This window comes from Salmonella sp. 741265116_PST, assembly GCF_046567715.1.
GTDB classification, from domain to species: Bacteria; Pseudomonadota; Gammaproteobacteria; order Enterobacterales; family Enterobacteriaceae; genus Salmonella; species Salmonella enterica.
Window position 1 is genome coordinate 131,544 of record NZ_JBKFPH010000008.1, and the last position, 18,110, is coordinate 149,653.

Genomic DNA, 18,110 nt, shown 5'->3' on the forward strand with positions numbered 1-18,110 from the left:
CAGGCCTACAAGTTCGTAGTTTGTAGGCCTGATAAGGTGCTTGCACCGCCATCCGGCGCCTTCCAGGAAAAGAATCTTCATGTCATCATCCCGTCCGGTGTTCCGCTCGCGCTGGCTGCCGTATTTACTGGTTGCCCCGCAGTTGGTTATCACCGTTATTTTCTTTATCTGGCCTGCGGGCGAAGCGCTGTGGTATTCGCTGCAAAGCGTCGATCCGTTTGGTTTTTCCAGCCAATTTGTCGGGCTGGAGAATTTCGTCGCGCTTTTTCACGACAGTTATTATCTCGACGCCTTCTGGACGACGATTAAATTCAGCGCGCTGGTCACGTTTAGCGGCCTGCTGGTCTCGCTGTTTTTCGCCGCCCTGGTGGATTACGTGGTGCGCGGCAGCCGTTTTTATCAGACGCTGATGCTGCTGCCTTATGCCGTCGCGCCCGCCGTCGCCGCCGTATTGTGGATTTTCCTGTTTAACCCGGGGCGGGGATTAATCACCCATTTCCTCGGCGAATTCGGCTATGACTGGAACCACGCGCAAAACAGCGGTCAGGCGATGTTCCTGGTGGTATTTGCGTCAGTCTGGAAGCAGATTAGTTACAACTTTTTATTCTTCTTTGCCGCGCTGCAATCCATTCCCCGCTCGCTGGTGGAAGCGGCGGCCATTGACGGCGCCGGGCCGATTCGTCGTTTCTTCCGGCTTTCTTTGCCGCTTATTGCGCCGGTCAGTTTCTTCCTGCTGGTGGTCAACCTGGTGTATGCCTTTTTCGACACCTTCCCGGTGATCGACGCCGCGACCGCCGGCGGGCCGGTACAAGCCACTACGACGCTGATTTATAAGATTTATCGCGAAGGGTTTACCGGCCTGGATCTCTCGGCGTCCGCCGCGCAGTCGGTGGTGTTGATGTTCCTCGTCATCATTCTGACGGTGGTGCAGTTCCGCTATGTGGAAAGTAAGGTGCGTTACCAATGATAGAGAATCGTCGCGGGCTGACAATATTCAGCCATACCATGCTGATTCTGGGGATCGCGGTCATTTTGTTTCCGCTGTATGTCGCGTTTGTCGCGGCGACGCTGGACGACCGCGCGGTGTTTGAGACGCCGATGACGCTGCTTCCCGGCACGCAGTTACTGGAGAATATCAAAACTATTTGGGTCAACGGCGTCGGTGTTAATAGCGCGCCATTCTGGCTGATGATGCTTAACAGTTTCATTATGGCGTTCAGCATTACGGTAGGCAAAATCACGGTATCTATGCTTTCCGCATTCGCCATCGTCTGGTTTCGTTTTCCCCTGCGTAACCTGTTCTTCTGGATGATTTTTATCACCCTGATGCTGCCGGTTGAAGTGCGTATCTTCCCGACGGTGGAAGTGATCGCCAACCTGAAAATGCTCGACAGCTATGCCGGTCTGACGCTACCGCTGATGGCGTCCGCTACCGCCACTTTCCTGTTTCGTCAGTTCTTCATGACGCTTCCGGATGAACTGGTGGAGGCGGCCCGTATTGACGGCGCGTCGCCGATGCGCTTTTTCCGCGACATCGTGTTGCCGCTGTCAAAAACCAACCTGGCGGCGTTATTCGTCATCACCTTTATCTACGGCTGGAACCAGTATCTGTGGCCGCTGTTGATTATCACCGACGTGAATCTTGGCACTGCCGTAGCGGGTATCAAAGGGATGATCGCCACTGGCGAAGGTACCACGCAATGGAACCAGGTGATGGCGGCAATGCTGCTGACCCTTATCCCTCCGGTTGTCATCGTTTTAGCCATGCAGCGCGCGTTTGTGCGTGGTTTAGTGGACAGTGAGAAGTAGGTTGTATCCCTTGATTATTCGTGACGTCGACGCTGAGCCGAAATCGCGTAATCAAGGCGGAGGATGATGGACATAGTGGGCCTATGTCCAAATCCGACAACGCAGAGTACGCGATTTCGGCACGCGTCCCAAAGGGCTGGGGCTATTTTTGCCCAGTGCCGCGTTACTCGCGTCTAATTTGGGCCCACCAAACTTCGTCGCTCGCGCCTTGCCCTGGGCAAAAATAGCCGCCAGCGACGTTCATGAATAATCAAGGGATGCAACCTCTATGGCTGGTTTAAAACTACAGGCAGTAACCAAAAGCTGGGACGGCAAAACCCAGGTCATTCAACCGTTAACGCTGGACGTGGCGGATGGCGAATTTATCGTGATGGTCGGGCCATCCGGCTGCGGCAAATCAACGCTGCTGCGGATGGTGGCTGGTCTGGAACGCGTGACCAGCGGCGATATCTGGATTGATCGCAAACGGGTCACCGAGATGGAGCCCAAAGATCGCGGCATCGCGATGGTATTTCAGAACTATGCTCTCTATCCCCATATGAGCGTAGAGGAGAATATGGCGTGGGGACTAAAAATTCGCGGTATGAGCAAAGCGCATATTGAAGAACGCGTGCGGGAGGCGGCGCGCATTCTGGAGCTGGACGGCCTGCTTAAACGCCGTCCACGCGAGCTTTCCGGCGGTCAACGGCAGCGCGTGGCAATGGGGCGCGCGATCGTCCGCGAGCCGGCAGTCTTCTTATTCGACGAACCGCTCTCTAACCTCGACGCCAAGCTGCGCGTGCAGATGCGTCTGGAGTTACAACATCTGCATCGTCGCCTTCGTACCACCTCGCTCTATGTTACTCACGATCAGGTAGAGGCGATGACGCTGGCCCAGCGGGTGATGGTGATGAATAAAGGCGTCGCAGAACAGATTGGCACGCCGGTAGAGGTGTATGAAAAACCGGCCAGTCGCTTTGTGGCGAGCTTTATTGGCAGCCCGGCGATGAATCTGTTAGATGGCGTTATCAGCGCTTCCGGCGACCGTTTCGAATTGCCTGGCGGTCTGGCGTTGCCGATTGGTGCGGGCTATCGGGGTCATGCTGGACGTAACATGACGCTGGGTATCCGCCCGGAGCATATTGCGTTAAGCTCGCAGGCGGAAGGCGGCGTGCCGTTAACGGTAGACACGCTGGAGATTCTGGGCGCGGATAATCTGGCGCATGGGCGCTGGGGCGATCAGAAACTGGTGGTGCGGTTGGCGCATCAGCAGCGCCCGGCGGCGGGCAGTACGCTATGGCTGCATCTGCCGGAACATCAGCGGCATCTTTTTGATGGCGAAACAGGACAACGTGTATGAGTAACTGGCCTTATCCCCACATTGTCGCCCATCGCGGCGGTGGTAAACTGGCGCCGGAAAACACTCTGGCGGCGATTGACGTGGGCGCGCGATACGGGCACACCATGATTGAGTTTGATGCCAGGCTGTCGAAAGACGGCGAAATTTTCCTGCTGCATGACGATAACCTGGAGCGTACCAGCAACGGTTGGGGCGTGGCGGGCGAGTTGAACTGGCAGGATTTATTGCGTGTGGACGCTGGCGGTTGGTTTAGCGGCGAATTTAAAGGCGAGCCGCTGCCGTTGCTTTCGCAGGTGGCGGAGCGCTGCCGTAAACACGGCATGATGGCGAATATTGAGATCAAACCGACAACGGGGAGCGAAAGGCTAACAGGACGCGTCGTGGCGTCGGCCGCCCGCGAACTGTGGACCGGGATGACGCCGCCGCTGCTTTCTTCCTTTGAGATAGAGGCGCTGGAAGCGGCGCAGGCGGCAGCACCTGAACTGCCGCGTGGGTTACTACTGGATAAATGGCGTGAAGACTGGCGTGAACTGACGACCCGTCTGGGCTGTGTTTCCCTCCATCTCAACCATAAATTACTCGATGAGACGCGAGTGCAAGAGATTAAGGCCGCGGGTCTGCGGATTCTGGTGTATACCGTCAATCAGCCCCAGCGGGCGGCAGAGCTGCTGCGCTGGGGCGTGGATTGTATCTGCACCGATCGCATTGATGACATCGGCCCTCACTTTCAGTTTTAAGGGCTGTCAGTTTTAAGGGCTGATGGTTTTCAGCGGGATGTCAGGCTGCGGCGTTCCGCTGCCCTGCTGCAACATTGGCTGGGAATGGTTTAACATCCGGTCCGGATTTCCGCTGCCGCTGAGCATTCCGCCCTGCGTATTGGGCAGCGTTTGCTGACCGAGCATACCGTTGCCCGGCTGTCCCTGCTGAACCCGCTGCGTATTGGCATTCAACTGCGACTGTAGATTTTGCTGCTGGCTGCGCGCCTGCGTTTGCATCTGTTGTTTCAACATACCCTGCTGCTGAATCTGCTGCGTTTGCATCTGCGTCTGCATACGCTGCTGGCTGGGGATCTGATAACCTGGCTGATTAGGATTATTCATAGTGTTAATTGGCTGGGCCAATACAGCAAAGGGTAACAAAGCCGTAATAAGTAGTAAGCGTTTCATTGTCGTCTCCTCCCGATGAGGCCTCTTTTTAAGTGTACCTCTATTTCGCCATGATGATGATTTTTTAAGCGTTGTGGACCAGGATTAAACGGGACATACACCCATTTATCTGGAGAAAAACAACGATGAAACCAACGTTTATGCGCTGGGTGGCGATCGCCGCTCTGCTGGCCGGGGGGACGTTTAGCGCGGTGGCCAATCCTCCCGTCGCGCCGCCAGTCTCCTATGGTGTTGAAGAAGATGTCTTTCATCCTGTGCGGGCGACGCAAGGGATGGTGGCCTCGGTGGATGCAATGGCGACGCAGGTTGGCGTGGATATCTTAAAGCAGGGCGGTAATGCCGTGGATGCCGCCGTCGCCGTGGGCTATGCGCTGGCTGTCACGCATCCGCAAGCCGGGAATCTGGGCGGCGGAGGATTTATGCTGCTGCGCACTAAAGATGGCGCTACCACGGCGATTGATTTTCGTGAAATGGCGCCTGCTGCCGCGACCCGTGATATGTTCCTTGACGATCAGGGTAACGCCGATGCGAAAAAGTCGCTGACGTCGCATCTGGCATCCGGTTCGCCGGGTACCGTGGCGGGGTTCTCGCTGGCGCTGGAGAAATACGGTACGATGCCGCTGAATAAAGTGGTGCGTCCGGCGATGAAGCTGGCGGAAGAGGGTTTTGTGGTTAACGATGCGCTGGCCGACGACTTAAAAACTTACGGCAGCGAAGTGATCCCTAATCATGAGAACAGCAAAGCCATTTTCTGGAAAGACGGCGAGCCGCTGAAAAAAGGCGATAAGCTGGTTCAGAAGAATCTGGCGAAAAGCCTGGAAATGATTGCCGAAAATGGCCCGGATGCGTTTTATAAAGGGGCGATTGCCGACCAGATTGCCGGGGAAATGCAGAAGAACGGCGGTCTGATGACCAAAGAGGATTTAGCCAGCTATAAAGCCGTTGAGCGTACGCCAATCAGCGGTGACTATCGCGGGTATCAGGTCTTCTCCATGCCGCCGCCGTCCTCGGGCGGTATTCACATCGTGCAAATCCTCAATATTCTTGAAAACTTCGACATGAAGAAGTACGGCTTTGGCAGCGCCGATGCCATGCAAATCATGGCGGAAGCGGAAAAATACGCCTATGCCGACCGCTCAGAGTATCTGGGCGATCCGGACTTTGTGAAAGTGCCGTGGCAGGCGCTGACCACCAAAGCCTATGCGAAAACGCTGGCCGATCAAATTGATATCAACAAGGCCAAACCTTCCAGCCAGATAAAACCTGGCAAGCTCGCCCCGTATGAAAGCAACCAGACCACCCACTTCTCGGTGGTGGATAAAGACGGCAATGCCGTGGCGGTGACCTATACCCTGAACACCACCTTCGGCACAGGAATTGTGGCGGGAAATACCGGTATTCTGCTGAATAATCAAATGGATGATTTTTCTGCTAAACCCGGTGTACCTAATATTTATGGCCTGGTGGGCGGCGATGCTAACGCGGTCGGTCCGAAGAAGCGTCCGCTGTCGTCGATGTCGCCCACTATTGTGGTAAAAGATGGCAAAACTTGGCTGGTGACCGGCAGTCCTGGCGGGAGTCGAATCATCACTACCGTGCTGCAAATGGTAGTGAACAGCATTGATTTCGGAATGAACGTCGCCGAAGCGACCAACGCGCCGCGCTTCCATCATCAATGGTTGCCGGACGAACTGCGGGTAGAAAAGGGCTTCAGTCCCGATACGCTGAAGTTGCTGGAACAGAAAGGGCAGAAAGTCGCGCTGAAAGAAGCGATGGGCAGCACCCAAAGTATTATGATTGGACCGAATGGCGAACTGTATGGCGCATCCGACCCGCGTTCGGTGGATGATTTAACGGCGGGATACTGATTTTTAATTCCAGGCCCGGTGTCAGACACTGGGCTATTTGCAGATTATGCCGTGAGTAATCGGGCTGGATTATCAATACAAAGCTTGCGCAGAGTATCGTTGTCTACTCCGCGAGCAGCCAGATAGGCGAGGAAGACATTCGGGACAAACCCCCAGCCATTTCCGCCATTTTTCGCCCACATCTGTTTGAGAAAAACATCATGGCTTAAAACGATTTGGTCGGCGTAACCCAGTGCAATCAGATTCGCTACTGCATCTGCGGTCTCCTGAACGCCCGGCGCGACACCTTCTTTTGGAAAGGTGATGTCCAGACCAATCATGTCAAATTCAAGCCATACGCCGCGGTCGAGCATTTTACGTTGATAGACGACATCTTTTCCTGAAGGGTCCGAATGCGCCAGCGAGACTTTTGCCGGAGAGACGTTCATTTCTTCCAGCACGATATCCAGCACTTCATCCCCCAGCCGCAGCCACCCTGGCATATGGATATTCATCGCCGTGTGGGGGTTGTTACATTGTGCCAGAGACGCTGCCCGCAGGCTGTTACGCTCCGCTTGGGTAAACGCGGGGGATACGCCGATTTCACCGATCATGCCAGCGCGAATATCCGTCTCGCCAATACCCTGATTCAGTTCTTTATCAATGAGTGAGGCTAACAGCTCAACAGGTTTATGGATTCGGGTGCTTTCAAATTTCTCCAGATAAGGCCCGGATGACGCAACGATATTCAAACCCGTTTTTAAGGCAACTTCTCGTAGCGCTGAGGCGTCCCGTCCAATGGATTCTGAACCGGTGGCGTCGACAATCGTCCTGCCGCCCAAAGACATAAAGTTATTGATTTCGAAGATAACATCATCAATCTCTTTTCTGTCCATGTTATCGGCGCAGCAGTATGGGTCGTGTTTCAGCCCCCACTGCAGGTCAGCACTGACTTTCTTTCCCACCAGTTGCTGTGAAAAAGCATAATGTGGCTCGTCTACGACCGAAGACAGATCGTTAAACAGATGTTCATGCGGTAGCGTCAGCCCCATATCCGTATGCGCCACCGGGCCTGTTACGGTTTGCAGGAAACCTTTCATTCTGACACCTCCATTCTTTGCGCCATTTTGGATGCTCTGTATTCAGGGATGGTGGTCACAATCGCACCGACTAACGCGAACAGCGTACCGATGATGGTGACCAGGTAGACCGTATTGCCTAATGAAGGGATCAATTCATCAATTAGCACTGAGCCAAGCAGTTGGCCTGCTGTTGACGCTACGCCCAGCATCAATAGCCCTAAGCCTCTCACCAGAATCGCCATTAGCCCGATGGACAGCAGACCCAGCGGACCACCGAGATACATCCACCATGTATCGGGTAACTGGATGGTGACATGGCCTAATGCGATACGTATCGCCAGCGCCGCGCCCAGGACACAAAAGCCGACGATGAAGTTCCATGTAATGGACACCAGCATGGAGCCCGTTACCTCGGCGACTTTAGCATTCCCCGCAGGCTGCCAGCCAGCGAGTAACCCTGCCAAAAAGGGGAGGATAGCGAGCAGGATAAACGAGGTTGAGTGCCACTGTGGCGACACGACAAAAATGGTGGCGATAACGGCGAACAATGCGCCAGTAATGCGCCATGGCGTAAAATATTTCTTCTCCTCCACACCGATGCCAAAACGGTCGCACAGCAGGCCGGAAAGGAGCAGGGCGGAAATTAATGCCGTTTGAAAGGTGGCAACGCCCAGCGCGCTGGCGGATGCGCCTTCGGAAAATACGACCATCGCCCCGCATAATCCTGCAAACCAATTCCATAGCGGGATTTTTCTCTTTTTAATCAGAGTAGGGATTGAGGCGAATTGCTGGCGTGTTTCTTTGCGCGCAATAATAATAAAAAACATGACGACCAGACCGCTGGCAAACGAGATTACTGCGCAAGCATTACCGTCTTGTAACCAATGTCCTAACTGCCCATTAACGGCAGACTGCATCGGGGAAAGCATACCGGCTAAGATGGTGGCAAGCATCAGTAAGGGGGTTGAGTACTTATTCTTGTTCATACATCAATCCTTATATTTTATAAAAGGAGTAACTTTCGTTACCCCATTATTTTTTATTTTCTGGCGATGAATTGAAGCGTGTTGACCCACAGGTCGGTATAAAATGGCCATGACATAAACTGCTGGGTTCCCCAGTGTGGGGAGCAGTCACTCATAAAGCAGGCGGTTTTACCCTGTTGGTATTCACCGAACACTAACAATGGGTCATTATTTATTGTTAATACGACATCGGCATCGTCTCTGGCGACGGCCTGGTTATATCCAAGAAATACCGGGTAATCTGAGAACCCGTTAACAACAGGATGTTCAGGTGAGACAGCCTCAGCACAAATACCCTCTGGCTTTTCTACCCGGTCATCGCCATCAAGCATAATAACTGGCAGAACCTCAGCAAGAACGGTGTTCTTATAATTGGCTTTTGCCTCAATACCCATAAATGACAGGTAACCACCAATCATGAGTAGTCCACCGCCATTTTTGACGTACTCTTTAATGGACTCCAGAGCGTTTGGTTTTATTTTTAGCTGATAAAATGTCTCGTTTTGCAACAGGAAGGTGTTACTACCAATGTCGCTAATAACAATCACATCGTAACGGTTTAATTCGTCAATACTCTCTGGAAAGGCAATTTGTACCGTGTGGGCAGGCATGTAATCAATATCAACGCCGCCTTTCCTCAAGCATTCCAGTAACCATGTAGCGCCTTCTTCATATTTACTGGAGGTGAAACTGTCATAACCTTTTGAATGAATCATATGAATATGCCAGGATTCTCCAATAAAGAGCACCTTTAGTTTTTTCTGCGTATTGTTCATAGTCTGCTCCTTGATTTAGTGAGTAGAGATAGTTTGTTTGTAATGTGAACCCTGAATACGATGAAGAACGGAGTCGTTTTCCGGCATATCAGAGGCATTAGGCGTTTCAACCGCAAGTGAGGCAAATGCGCTGGCGTAGCACAATGCGGATGCCAGTGACTTTCCTTTTGCAAGACCAGATGCGAGGGCGCCATTGAAAGCGTCACCCGCTCCCGCAGTATTTTTTACAACTGCCGGAAATGCCGGGGAATAGATGAATTGTGTGCCATCATAAGCAAGCGAACCTTTGCTACCTAATGTAATAATGGTATTTTTGACGCCTTTCTGATGAATAATTTTGGCCGCGCATTTGGCTGATTCGATATCATTAACCGCCATATTGGCCAGCAGGCCTGCTTCCGTTTCATTTGGCGTAATATAATCAATGTTATCAATGATGGTGTTAACCATGTCATTGTATGGCGCTGGATTGATGATGACCGGTATGTCATTTTTTTGTGCGAGACGAATTGTTTGCTGCAGCGCTTCGTAATTCGTCTCCAGTTGGACAAGAACAATATCTGAATGAACAATGGCTTCTTTCTGAATGGTGATTTCATCAGGGGAAATTGTCATGTTGGCGCCAGGGTAGATAGCGATGACGTTATCTCCGGTATCTCCATTCACCATGATAGTTGCTGTACCTGTTTGTGTTTCTTTGGTCTGGTAGATAACACTTTTATGGATTTTTGATGAGTTTATAAAATTAATGGCGTAATCACTAAAATGATCTGAGCCGACTTTAGTAATAAAATGCACATCAGAGTCGGCATAGCTTGCTGCTAATGCTTGATTACATCCCTTACCGCCGGGTGAAAAAATAAATTTATCGGCCAGCAATGATTCTCCCGTTGAGGGTAATCTCGGTAGATAACTGATAATATCAACATTGAACGAGCCAATAACACATACATTATTTTTCATGGCAGAGAGACCTTTTTTTATTTTCTGCGCTGATTCATATTTTTCCAGCACATAAGCAATTTCATTTTTTGCGACGTTATCAAGAGAATCAAGGGTAATAAATGCACCACCATGACAGCGAGTAAGATATCCCTGTCCGGCAAGTTCATTGAGATCTGAACGAATAGTTTCCTTTGTTACCTTGAGACTTTTCGCCAGATTTGAAACTTTTACAACTCCCGAAATACTGAGTTCCTTCAATATTCTATGATGGCGTTCAAATTTCATTTTTTACCTCACCGTGGTTAAATTAGTCCCGGGAGGAGTATATTGTTGTGATTGTCACCATAAAGTGATGGCAGAAACCAAAAAAAAACAAAAATGTAATATTGATATTGCTAAAATTACGGAAAAAACGGTGATAAAGCTTAAAGTGGTAATAACCATGAAATTCAGGTGGTTATTGTTTTGATATAGGGGAAGTAGGCTGCAATAACTGGAATGTGATGAAGGTTTGTGACGTTTCGCCCCACAGGGTGGGGCGGGGAAGCGCTATTTCACGCGCGCCATAAAGTACGCATCAACGTACTCACCGTTGCGCAGGCCGTATTTCTTACCGGTGCCTTCGATTTCAAAGCCGTACTTCTTATACACCGCCACGGCGGGCTCGTTATCAACAAACACCGTTAACTCGATACGCTCGACGCGCAGCCAGTTGTCGCACATGTCGATCATCGTGCGGATCAGCGCGCTGGCAACGCCGCGATTGTGCCACCGGGCATCCACGCAGATACCAAAATCGGCCACGTGGCTGCGGCGCGGACGTTGGGTGACCTGAATAGAAAGATGGCCAACGACGATATCATCAATGCAGGCAACCAGTTGTTTAACCCCGGCTTGCTCGGTTAGCCGCGCTTGCCACATTTCGAGGGAAGGATGAGGAACCTGTAGCGTGTTGTGGTACACCTCCGGCTGGGCGTGGATCTGACGAATGGCGTCGTAATCTTTCGGTTCAGCGTGGCGTATCACTATCTCACTCATTCCTTATCTCCTGCAGGGGTAATTGTGTATTTACACTCGCTGAGAAAGAAAATTCCGTCAACCGCATTTTTTTGCAAAAAGAAGTAGACAAGTGCGAATGAGAATGATTATTATTGCCTTGCATTCAGGGGAACCCCTGCGGAGAACCTGAAAGCACGACATTGCTCACATTGCTTCCAGTATTATTTTGGCCAGCTTTTGCTGGCTTTTTTTTTGGGGTTTGTTTCAGCCTGGCTTACTTGTCATTTTGTCCCCGGGAAGTGCTCGTGCTCCTCACGTACATTTAGTACGCTCCGGCCCCTGCGCGCTTGCCGTGAACAAACTGACCGCGACGCCGACGGCCGATCTTGAGGCATCTGCTTTTGTAGGCCCGAAAAGGCTTCTCCGCATCCGGCAAAGAATCCAACATTCAGTCTCCTCACGCTTTGCGCTATGGTGTAAACAATCATCTTCAAAAGGATCGTCTCATGACCTTACACTGCGCATTTATTGGATTCGGCAAAAGCACCACCCGTTACCATCTCCCCTACGTTCTGAATCGGAAAGATTCCTGGCATGTCGCGCATATTTTCCGTCGTCACACTAAACCGGAAGAGCAGGTGCCGCAGTATTCACATATTCACTTCACCAGCGATCTGGATGAGGTGTTGGGCGATCCGCAGGTAAAACTGGTGATCGTCTGTACGCATGCTGACAGCCATTTCGAATACGCTAAACGCGTGCTGGAAGCGGGTAAAAGCGTGCTGGTTGAGAAACCTTTCACGCCGACGCTGGCGGAGGCAAAAGTGTTGTTCGACCTGGCGCGAAGCAAAGGACTGACCGTCACGCCGTATCAGAATCGGCGTTTTGATTCCTGTTTTCTCACGGCTAAAAAAGCGATTGAGAGCGGGAAACTGGGCAAGATTGTCGAAATTGAAAGCCATTTCGATTATTACCGCCCGGTAGCAGAAACCAAACCGGGCCTGCCGCAGGACGGCGCATTCTATGGACTTGGCGTCCACACCATGGATCAAATTATTTCGCTATTTGGCCGCCCGGATCATGTCGCGTATGACATTCGTAGCCTGCGTAATAAAGCGAACCCGGATGACACCTTTGAAGCGCAACTGTTTTATGGCGATTTGAAGGCTATCGTTAAAACCAGCCATCTGGTGAAAATCGACTATCCGAAGTTTATTGTTCACGGCACCAAAGGTTCGTTTGTGAAATACGGTATCGATCAACAAGAAACCAGCCTGAAAGCGAACATTATGCCTGGCGAACCCGGTTTCGCCGCTGACGAATCCGTCGGTGTGCTGGAATATGTTAACGATGACGGCGTGACCGTGAAAGAAGAGGTGAAACCGGAAACGGGTGACTATGGTCGTGTTTATGATGCGCTGTACCAGACGTTGACCGTCGGTACGCCTAATTACGTCAAGGAATCTGAAGTTCTTACCAATCTGGAAATCCTCGAACGTGCTTTCGAACAGGCATCGCCTGCGACGATAACCCTCGCTAAATAGCCATTACAGACTCCTCTGCGCTTATTCATATTTTTTGAACAGAGGAGTCAATTTTCACCCTCTATGATCCCGGACGGAATGAGTCCACACTTATTCCATCGAAAACATCTGGGGGTGAATACAATGATCTACTTACGCAAAGCAAACGACCGCGGTCATGCGAATCATGGCTGGCTTGACTCCTGGCATACTTTTTCTTTTGCCGATTATTACGATCCGAACTTTATGGGGTTCTCGGCGCTGCGTGTGATTAACGACGATGTGATCGACGCAGGCCAGGGGTTCGGCACGCATCCGCATAAAGACATGGAAATTTTGACCTATGTACTGGAAGGCGCCGTAGAACACCAGGACAGTATGGGCAATAAAGAACAGGTTCCGGCAGGTGAATTCCAGATTATGAGCGCCGGGACCGGCGTTCGCCACTCCGAGTACAACCCGAGCAAAACGGATCGTCTGCGGCTGTACCAGATCTGGATCATTCCGCAAGAAACCGGCATCACGCCGCGCTACGAACAGCGTCGCTTCGACGCCGCGCAGGGCAAGCAACTGGTGCTTTCGCCAGATGCTCGCGATGGTTCGCTGAAGGTCCACCAGGATATGGAGCTGTACCGCTGGGCGCTGCTCAAAGATGAGCAGTCGGTGCATCAGATTGCCGCTGAGCGCCGCGTCTGGATCCAGGTGGTAAAAGGTAACGTGACCATTAACGGTACCAAAGCGACGACCAGCGACGGCCTTGCGATTTGGGATGAGCAGGCAATCTCGATTCATGCCGACAGCGACAGTGAAGTGTTGTTGTTTGACTTGCCGCCAGTCTAACGTGCTGTAACCTTTTGTAGGCCGGATAAGACGCGAAAGCGTTGCCATCCGGCTTTTCATCGTTTGTCATTAATTCCGCACGTCCGTGGTAAACTGGGCAAATCTATCCCTTTTATACCTTTCAGGACGATGAAAAAGAAAAGACCCGTACTTCAGGATGTGGCCGACCGTGTCGGCGTGACCAAAATGACGGTCAGCCGTTTTTTGCGTAATCCGGAGCAGGTTTCCGTCGCGCTGCGGGGTAAAATTGCGGCTGCGCTTGATGAGCTCGGGTACATTCCTAATCGCGCGCCTGACATTCTTTCCAACGCCACCAGCCGCGCTATTGGCGTTCTGCTGCCGTCTTTAACCAACCAGGTCTTTGCGGAAGTGTTACGCGGCATTGAGGCTGTCACCGACGCGCATGGTTATCAAACCATGCTGGCGCACTACGGCTATAAACCGGAGATGGAGCAGGAGCGCCTGGAATCGATGCTCTCCTGGAATATCGACGGCCTGATCCTCACTGAGCGTACCCATACGCCGCGCACCTTAAAAATGATCGAAGTCGCCGGGATTCCGGTGATGGAACTGATGGACAGCCAGTCGCCGTGTCTCGATATTGCCGTTGGTTTTGACAACTTCGAGGCCGCGCGCCAGATGACCGCCGCGATTATCGCGCGTGGTCATCGTCATATCGCCTATCTGGGGGCGCGCCTCGACGAACGTACTATCATCAAGCAGAAGGGCTATGAACAGGCGATGCGGGACGCAGGCCTGGTTCCTTACAGTGTGATGATGGAGCAATCTTCATCCTACTCTTCCGGTATCGAACTCATGCGCCAGGCGCGACGCGAATACCCACAGCTTGACGGTATTTTTTGCACCAACGATGACCTGGCGGTGGGGGCGGCCTTCGAATGCCAGCGCCTGGGGCTAAAAATCCCGGACGACATGGCGATCGCCGGGTTCCACGGTCATGACATCGGCCAGGTGATGGAACCGCGTCTGGCAAGCGTCCTGACGCCGCGCGAGCGAATGGGCAGCATTGGCGCGGAACGTCTGTTGGCCCGCATTCGCGGCGAAACGGTCACGCCGAAAATGTTAGATTTAGGTTTCACCTTGTCACCGGGCGGATCTATTTAGTCTGACAACTTTGAAGTAGCTCACACTTATTCACTTTTGGCACGAATGGTCATTGCGTCGTGAATGGTGCGGTTGGACAATGTTACCGATAACAGTTACCCGTAACAAATTTTGCAACTTGTAGAGTGGGGGCCCGCTTTGAACACGACTAATCATGATCACCACGTTTACGTTCTGATGGGCGTATCAGGCAGCGGTAAATCCGCTGTCGCAAGCGCCGTGGCGCATCAGCTTCATGCCGCGTTTCTGGACGGCGATTTTCTGCATCCGCGCTGCAATATTGAAAAAATGGCCTCCGGCGAGCCGTTGAATGATGATGACCGCAAACCGTGGTTGCAGGCGCTGAACGACGCCGCTTTCGCGATGCAGCGTACCAATAAAATCTCGCTGATTGTCTGTTCCGCACTGAAAAAACACTATCGCGACCTGTTGCGCGAGGGAAACCCTAACCTCTCCTTTATCTATCTGAAAGGTGATTTCGACGTCATTGAAAGCCGTCTGAAAGCGCGCAAAGGCCATTTCTTCAAAACCCAGATGCTGGTGACGCAGTTTGAAACGCTGCAAGAGCCGGGTGCCGACGAACGCGATGTTCTGGTGGTGGATATCGACCAGCCGCTGGAAGGCGTCGTGGCGAGCACCATTGAGGTCATCAATAAAGGCAGTACGCTGTGAGTACATTAACACTGGTTTTAACCGCCGTCGGTTCCGTCTTACTGCTGCTGTTTCTCGTGATGAAGGCGCGTATGCACGCCTTCGTCGCGTTAATGGTCGTCTCAATGGGCGCGGGGCTTTTTTCAGGGATGCCGCTTGATAAAATCGCCGCGACCATGGAAAAAGGGATGGGCGACACGCTGGGATTCCTGGCGATTGTGGTCGCGCTGGGGGCGATGTTCGGCAAGATTTTGCATGAGACCGGCGCGGTCGATCAGATAGCCGTGAAAATGCTTAAATCCTTTGGCCATAACCGCGCGCACTATGCGATTGGCCTGGCCGGCTTGATTTGCGCGCTGCCGCTGTTCTTTGAAGTGGCGATTGTGCTGCTGATAAGCGTGGCGTTCTCTATGGCGCGTCATACCGGCACAAACCTGGTGAAGCTGGTCATTCCGCTGTTTGCGGGCGTGGCGGCAGCCGCGGCGTTTTTGTTGCCTGGGCCTGCGCCGATGCTGCTGGCTTCCCAGATGCATGCTGATTTCGGCTGGATGATCCTGATTGGGCTGTGCGCCGCCATTCCTGGCATGATTATCGCCGGGCCGCTGTGGGGGAATTTTATCAGCCGTTACGTTGAGCTGCGTATTCCTGACGACATTACCGAGCCGCATCTGGGTGAAGGTAAAATGCCTTCTTTCGGCTTCAGCCTGTCGCTGATCCTGCTGCCGTTGGTGCTGGTAGGGCTGAAAACGATCGCCGCGCGTTTTGTGCCGGAAGGTTCCACCGCTTACGAATGGTTTGAGTTTATCGGCCACCCCTTCACTGCGATTCTGGTCGCTTGTCTGGTAGCGATTTACGGCCTGGCGATGCGTCAGGGGATGCCGAAAGACAAAGTGATGGAAATCTGCGGCCACGCGCTGCAACCGGCGGGCATTATCCTGCTGGTGATTGGCGCAGGCGGGGTGTTCAAACAGGTACTGGTTGACTCCGGCGTCGGCCCGGCGCTGGGCGAAGCGTTAACCGGTATGGGACTGCCGATTGCCATTACCTGCTTTGTGCTGGCGGCGGCGGTGCGCATCATTCAGGGTTCCGCGACCGTGGCGTGTTTAACCGCGGTCGGTCTGGTGATGCCGGTCATTGAGCAACTGAATTTCTCCGGCGCGCAGATGGCAGCGCTCTCTATCTGTATCGCCGGCGGTTCAATTGTGGTTTCTCATGTTAACGACGCCGGCTTCTGGCTGTTCGGTAAATTTACCGGCGCGACCGAAGCGCAGACGCTGAAGACCTGGACAATGATGGAAACTATCCTCGGCACCACAGGCGCGATTGTCGGGATGATTGCGTTTCAGTTGCTGAGCTGAGTCTTGTTGCCCGGTGGCGCTGTGCTTACCGGGCCTGAAAACGGGCACATATCGACACCGTAAGCCGGGTAAGGCGTAATCGCTACCCGGTTTTTTTATTGAGGTGTGCATGGCAATCGCCCAACGACGTTTTGCCTCGCCATGTTTCAGTACGCGCATAAATGCAGGCAAATTTCTACGCTGATCCATAATTAGGATCAATAAAACAGCGACGGAAATGATTCCCTTCCTAACGCAAATTCCCTGATAATCGCCACTGGACTTTCTGCTTGCGCGGTAAGGCAGGATAAGTCGCATTACTGATGGCTTCGCTATCATTGATTAATTTCACTTGCGACTTTGGCTGCTTTTTGTATGGTGAAGGATGCGCCACAGGATACTGGCGCGCATACACAGCACATCTCTTTGCAGGAAAAAAACGCTATGAAAAATGTTGGTTTTATCGGCTGGCGCGGAATGGTCGGCTCTGTTCTCATGCAACGCATGGTAGAGGAGCGCGATTTCGACGCTATTCGCCCTGTTTTCTTTTCTACCTCCCAGTTTGGACAGGCGGCGCCCACCTTCGGCGACACCTCCACCGGCACGCTACAGGACGCTTTTGATCTGGATGCGCTAAAAGCGCTCGATATCATCGTGACCTGCCAGGGCGGCGATTATACCAACGAAATTTATCCAAAGCTGCGCGAAAGCGGATGGCAGGGTTACTGGATTGATGCGGCTTCTACGCTGCGCATGAAAGATGATGCCATTATTATTCTCGACCCGGTCAACCAGGACGTGATTACCGACGGCCTGAACAATGGCGTGAAGACCTTTGTGGGCGGTAACTGTACCGTTAGCCTGATGTTGATGTCGCTGGGCGGTCTCTTTGCCCATAATCTCGTTGACTGGGTATCCGTCGCGACCTATCAGGCCGCCTCCGGCGGCGGCGCGCGCCATATGCGCGAGCTGTTAACCCAGATGGGTCAGTTGTATGGCCATGTCGCCGATGAACTGGCGACGCCGTCTTCCGCAATTCTTGATATTGAACGCAAAGTTACGGCATTGACCCGCAGCGGCGAGCTGCCGGTTGATAACTTTGGCGTACCGCTGGCGGGAAGTCTGATCCCCTGGATCGACAAACAGCTCGATAACGGCCAAAGCCGCGAAGAGTGGAAAGGCCAGGCGGAAACCAACAAGATTCTCAATACTGCCTCTGTGATCCCGGTTGATGGTTTGTGCGTGCGCGTCGGCGCGCTGCGCTGTCACAGCCAGGCGTTCACCATCAAGCTGAAAAAAGAGGTATCCATTGCGACGGTGGAAGAACTGCTGGCGGCACATAATCCGTGGGCGAAAGTGGTGCCGAACGATCGTGATATCACTATGCGCGAATTAACCCCGGCGGCGGTGACCGGCACGTTGACTACGCCGGTTGGTCGTCTGCGTAAGCTGAACATGGGGCCAGAGTTCTTATCGGCGTTTACCGTAGGCGACCAGTTGTTATGGGGCGCCGCCGAGCCGCTGCGTCGAATGCTGCGCCAGTTGGCGTAGTAGCTATTGCAGCGCTTATCGGGCCTGCGTGTGGTTCTGTAGGCCGGATAAGGCGCGTCAGCGCCGCCATCCGGCAATATCCGCCAGGTAAGGCG

General features: G+C 52.7%; 17 protein-coding genes and 1 pseudogene. 11 read left to right on the forward strand and 7 right to left on the reverse strand.

Features of this window, described 5'->3' with window-relative positions; translation table 11 throughout:
- The first annotated feature begins 79 nt into the window (after positions 1-79).
- The 4 genes from ugpA (at position 80) to ugpQ (ending at position 3,885) form a co-directional block, all read left to right on the forward strand.
- Positions 80-967, forward strand: coding sequence for a sn-glycerol-3-phosphate ABC transporter permease UgpA (gene ugpA, locus ACLD11_RS08145; protein WP_000099303.1), 888 nt, complete (start codon positions 80-82; stop codon positions 965-967).
- Positions 964-1,809 (forward strand): sn-glycerol-3-phosphate ABC transporter permease UgpE, encoded by an 846-nt coding sequence (gene ugpE / locus ACLD11_RS08150; RefSeq protein ID WP_000572196.1) that lies wholly within the window; start codon positions 964-966, stop codon positions 1,807-1,809. The genes ugpA and ugpE overlap by 4 nt, the downstream gene beginning before the upstream one ends.
- Positions 1,810-2,077: 268 nt before the next feature.
- Positions 2,078-3,148: a sn-glycerol-3-phosphate import ATP-binding protein UgpC gene (locus ACLD11_RS08155; RefSeq protein ID WP_001646570.1), complete on the forward strand. Its 1,071-nt coding sequence runs from the start codon at positions 2,078-2,080 to the stop codon at positions 3,146-3,148.
- On the forward strand, positions 3,145-3,885 hold the full coding sequence (ugpQ, locus tag ACLD11_RS08160) for a glycerophosphodiester phosphodiesterase (RefSeq protein ID WP_411014767.1): 741 nt from the start codon (positions 3,145-3,147) through the stop codon (positions 3,883-3,885). The genes ACLD11_RS08155 and ugpQ overlap by 4 nt, the downstream gene beginning before the upstream one ends.
- A gap of 12 nt (positions 3,886-3,897) precedes the next feature.
- On the opposite strand, the gene ACLD11_RS08165 is transcribed toward ugpQ, so the two are convergent.
- Positions 3,898-4,314, reverse strand: coding sequence for a DUF2756 family protein (locus ACLD11_RS08165; protein WP_000826042.1), 417 nt, complete (start codon positions 4,312-4,314; stop codon positions 3,898-3,900).
- A 125-nt stretch (positions 4,315-4,439) separates the two neighbouring features.
- Here ACLD11_RS08165 and ggt point away from each other — a divergent pair, with 125 nt between their 5' ends.
- Positions 4,440-6,182, forward strand: a complete 1,743-nt coding sequence (gene ggt, locus ACLD11_RS08170) for a gamma-glutamyltransferase (protein ID WP_411014768.1) — start codon at positions 4,440-4,442, stop codon at positions 6,180-6,182.
- 44 nt (positions 6,183-6,226) lie between these two features.
- On the opposite strand, the gene ACLD11_RS08175 is transcribed toward ggt, so the two are convergent.
- The 5 genes from ACLD11_RS08175 to yhhY all read right to left on the reverse strand — a co-directional run bounded on the left by ACLD11_RS08175 (position 6,227) and on the right by yhhY (position 11,027).
- Positions 6,227-7,261 (reverse strand): phosphotriesterase, encoded by a 1,035-nt coding sequence (locus ACLD11_RS08175; protein ID WP_000675710.1) that lies wholly within the window; start codon positions 7,259-7,261, stop codon positions 6,227-6,229.
- Positions 7,258-8,229 carry a DMT family transporter gene (locus tag ACLD11_RS08180; RefSeq protein ID WP_411014769.1) on the reverse strand — a complete coding sequence of 324 codons (972 nt, stop codon included), beginning with the start codon at positions 8,227-8,229 and terminating at the stop codon, positions 7,258-7,260. The genes ACLD11_RS08175 and ACLD11_RS08180 overlap by 4 nt, the downstream gene beginning before the upstream one ends.
- A 53-nt stretch (positions 8,230-8,282) precedes the next feature.
- On the reverse strand, positions 8,283-9,044 hold the full coding sequence (locus ACLD11_RS08185) for a glutamine amidotransferase (RefSeq protein WP_001066509.1): 762 nt from the start codon (positions 9,042-9,044) through the stop codon (positions 8,283-8,285).
- A 15-nt stretch (positions 9,045-9,059) separates the two neighbouring features.
- Positions 9,060-10,274: a PfkB family carbohydrate kinase gene (locus tag ACLD11_RS08190; protein ID WP_000667440.1), complete on the reverse strand. Its 1,215-nt coding sequence runs from the start codon at positions 10,272-10,274 to the stop codon at positions 9,060-9,062.
- A 264-nt stretch (positions 10,275-10,538) separates the two neighbouring features.
- Positions 10,539-11,027, reverse strand: a complete 489-nt coding sequence (yhhY, locus tag ACLD11_RS08195; protein ID WP_411014770.1) for an N-acetyltransferase — start codon at positions 11,025-11,027, stop codon at positions 10,539-10,541.
- Positions 11,028-11,494: 467 nt separating this feature from the next.
- Between yhhY and ACLD11_RS08200 the strand changes: the two genes are divergently transcribed.
- The 5 genes from ACLD11_RS08200 (at position 11,495) to gntU (ending at position 16,485) form a co-directional block, all read left to right on the forward strand.
- The gene (locus ACLD11_RS08200; protein ID WP_411014771.1) at positions 11,495-12,532 is read left to right on the forward strand and encodes an oxidoreductase; all 1,038 of its coding nucleotides are present in this window, start codon (positions 11,495-11,497) and stop codon (positions 12,530-12,532) included.
- 123 nt (positions 12,533-12,655) lie between these two features.
- The gene (locus tag ACLD11_RS08205; RefSeq protein WP_000639789.1) at positions 12,656-13,351 is read left to right on the forward strand and encodes a pirin family protein; all 696 of its coding nucleotides are present in this window, start codon (positions 12,656-12,658) and stop codon (positions 13,349-13,351) included.
- 129 nt (positions 13,352-13,480) lie between these two features.
- Positions 13,481-14,476 (forward strand): gluconate operon transcriptional repressor GntR, encoded by a 996-nt coding sequence (gene gntR / locus ACLD11_RS08210; RefSeq protein ID WP_183059674.1) that lies wholly within the window; start codon positions 13,481-13,483, stop codon positions 14,474-14,476.
- Between the two features lie 138 nt (positions 14,477-14,614).
- Complete coding sequence (gene gntK, locus ACLD11_RS08215; protein ID WP_411014772.1) at positions 14,615-15,148, forward strand: gluconokinase; 534 nt, start codon at positions 14,615-14,617, stop codon at positions 15,146-15,148.
- Positions 15,145-16,485, forward strand: a complete 1,341-nt coding sequence (gene gntU, locus ACLD11_RS08220) for a gluconate transporter (protein WP_411014773.1) — start codon at positions 15,145-15,147, stop codon at positions 16,483-16,485. The genes gntK and gntU overlap by 4 nt, the downstream gene beginning before the upstream one ends.
- 114 nt (positions 16,486-16,599) lie before the next feature.
- On the opposite strand, the pseudogene ACLD11_RS08225 reads toward gntU, so the two are convergent.
- Positions 16,600-16,674: pseudogene (locus ACLD11_RS08225) on the reverse strand (MarC family protein); the annotation flags it as partial.
- A 234-nt stretch (positions 16,675-16,908) separates the two neighbouring features.
- On the opposite strand from ACLD11_RS08225, the gene asd reads away from it, so the two are divergent.
- Positions 16,909-18,015: an aspartate-semialdehyde dehydrogenase gene (gene asd / locus ACLD11_RS08230; RefSeq protein ID WP_000799939.1), complete on the forward strand. Its 1,107-nt coding sequence runs from the start codon at positions 16,909-16,911 to the stop codon at positions 18,013-18,015.
- Positions 18,016-18,110 lie beyond the last annotated feature (95 nt).

Coding starts and splice junctions, on each gene's coding strand:
- ACLD11_RS08175 (WP_000675710.1), bottom strand. CDS start 7,261: ATGAAAGGTTTCCTGCAAACCGTAACAGGCCCGGTGGCGCATACGGAT.
- ACLD11_RS08190 (WP_000667440.1), bottom strand. CDS start 10,274: ATGAAATTTGAACGCCATCATAGAATATTGAAGGAACTCAGTATTTCG.
- ggt (WP_411014768.1), top strand. CDS start 4,440: ATGAAACCAACGTTTATGCGCTGGGTGGCGATCGCCGCTCTGCTGGCC.
- ACLD11_RS08180 (WP_411014769.1), bottom strand. CDS start 8,229: ATGAACAAGAATAAGTACTCAACCCCCTTACTGATGCTTGCCACCATC.
- gntR (WP_183059674.1), top strand. CDS start 13,481: ATGAAAAAGAAAAGACCCGTACTTCAGGATGTGGCCGACCGTGTCGGC.
- ACLD11_RS08155 (WP_001646570.1), top strand. CDS start 2,078: ATGGCTGGTTTAAAACTACAGGCAGTAACCAAAAGCTGGGACGGCAAA.
- ACLD11_RS08200 (WP_411014771.1), top strand. CDS start 11,495: ATGACCTTACACTGCGCATTTATTGGATTCGGCAAAAGCACCACCCGT.
- asd (WP_000799939.1), top strand. CDS start 16,909: ATGAAAAATGTTGGTTTTATCGGCTGGCGCGGAATGGTCGGCTCTGTT.
- ACLD11_RS08205 (WP_000639789.1), top strand. CDS start 12,656: ATGATCTACTTACGCAAAGCAAACGACCGCGGTCATGCGAATCATGGC.
- ugpA (WP_000099303.1), top strand. CDS start 80: ATGTCATCATCCCGTCCGGTGTTCCGCTCGCGCTGGCTGCCGTATTTA.
- ACLD11_RS08185 (WP_001066509.1), bottom strand. CDS start 9,044: ATGAACAATACGCAGAAAAAACTAAAGGTGCTCTTTATTGGAGAATCC.
- yhhY (WP_411014770.1), bottom strand. CDS start 11,027: ATGAGTGAGATAGTGATACGCCACGCTGAACCGAAAGATTACGACGCC.
- ACLD11_RS08165 (WP_000826042.1), bottom strand. CDS start 4,314: ATGAAACGCTTACTACTTATTACGGCTTTGTTACCCTTTGCTGTATTG.
- ugpE (WP_000572196.1), top strand. CDS start 964: ATGATAGAGAATCGTCGCGGGCTGACAATATTCAGCCATACCATGCTG.
- ugpQ (WP_411014767.1), top strand. CDS start 3,145: ATGAGTAACTGGCCTTATCCCCACATTGTCGCCCATCGCGGCGGTGGT.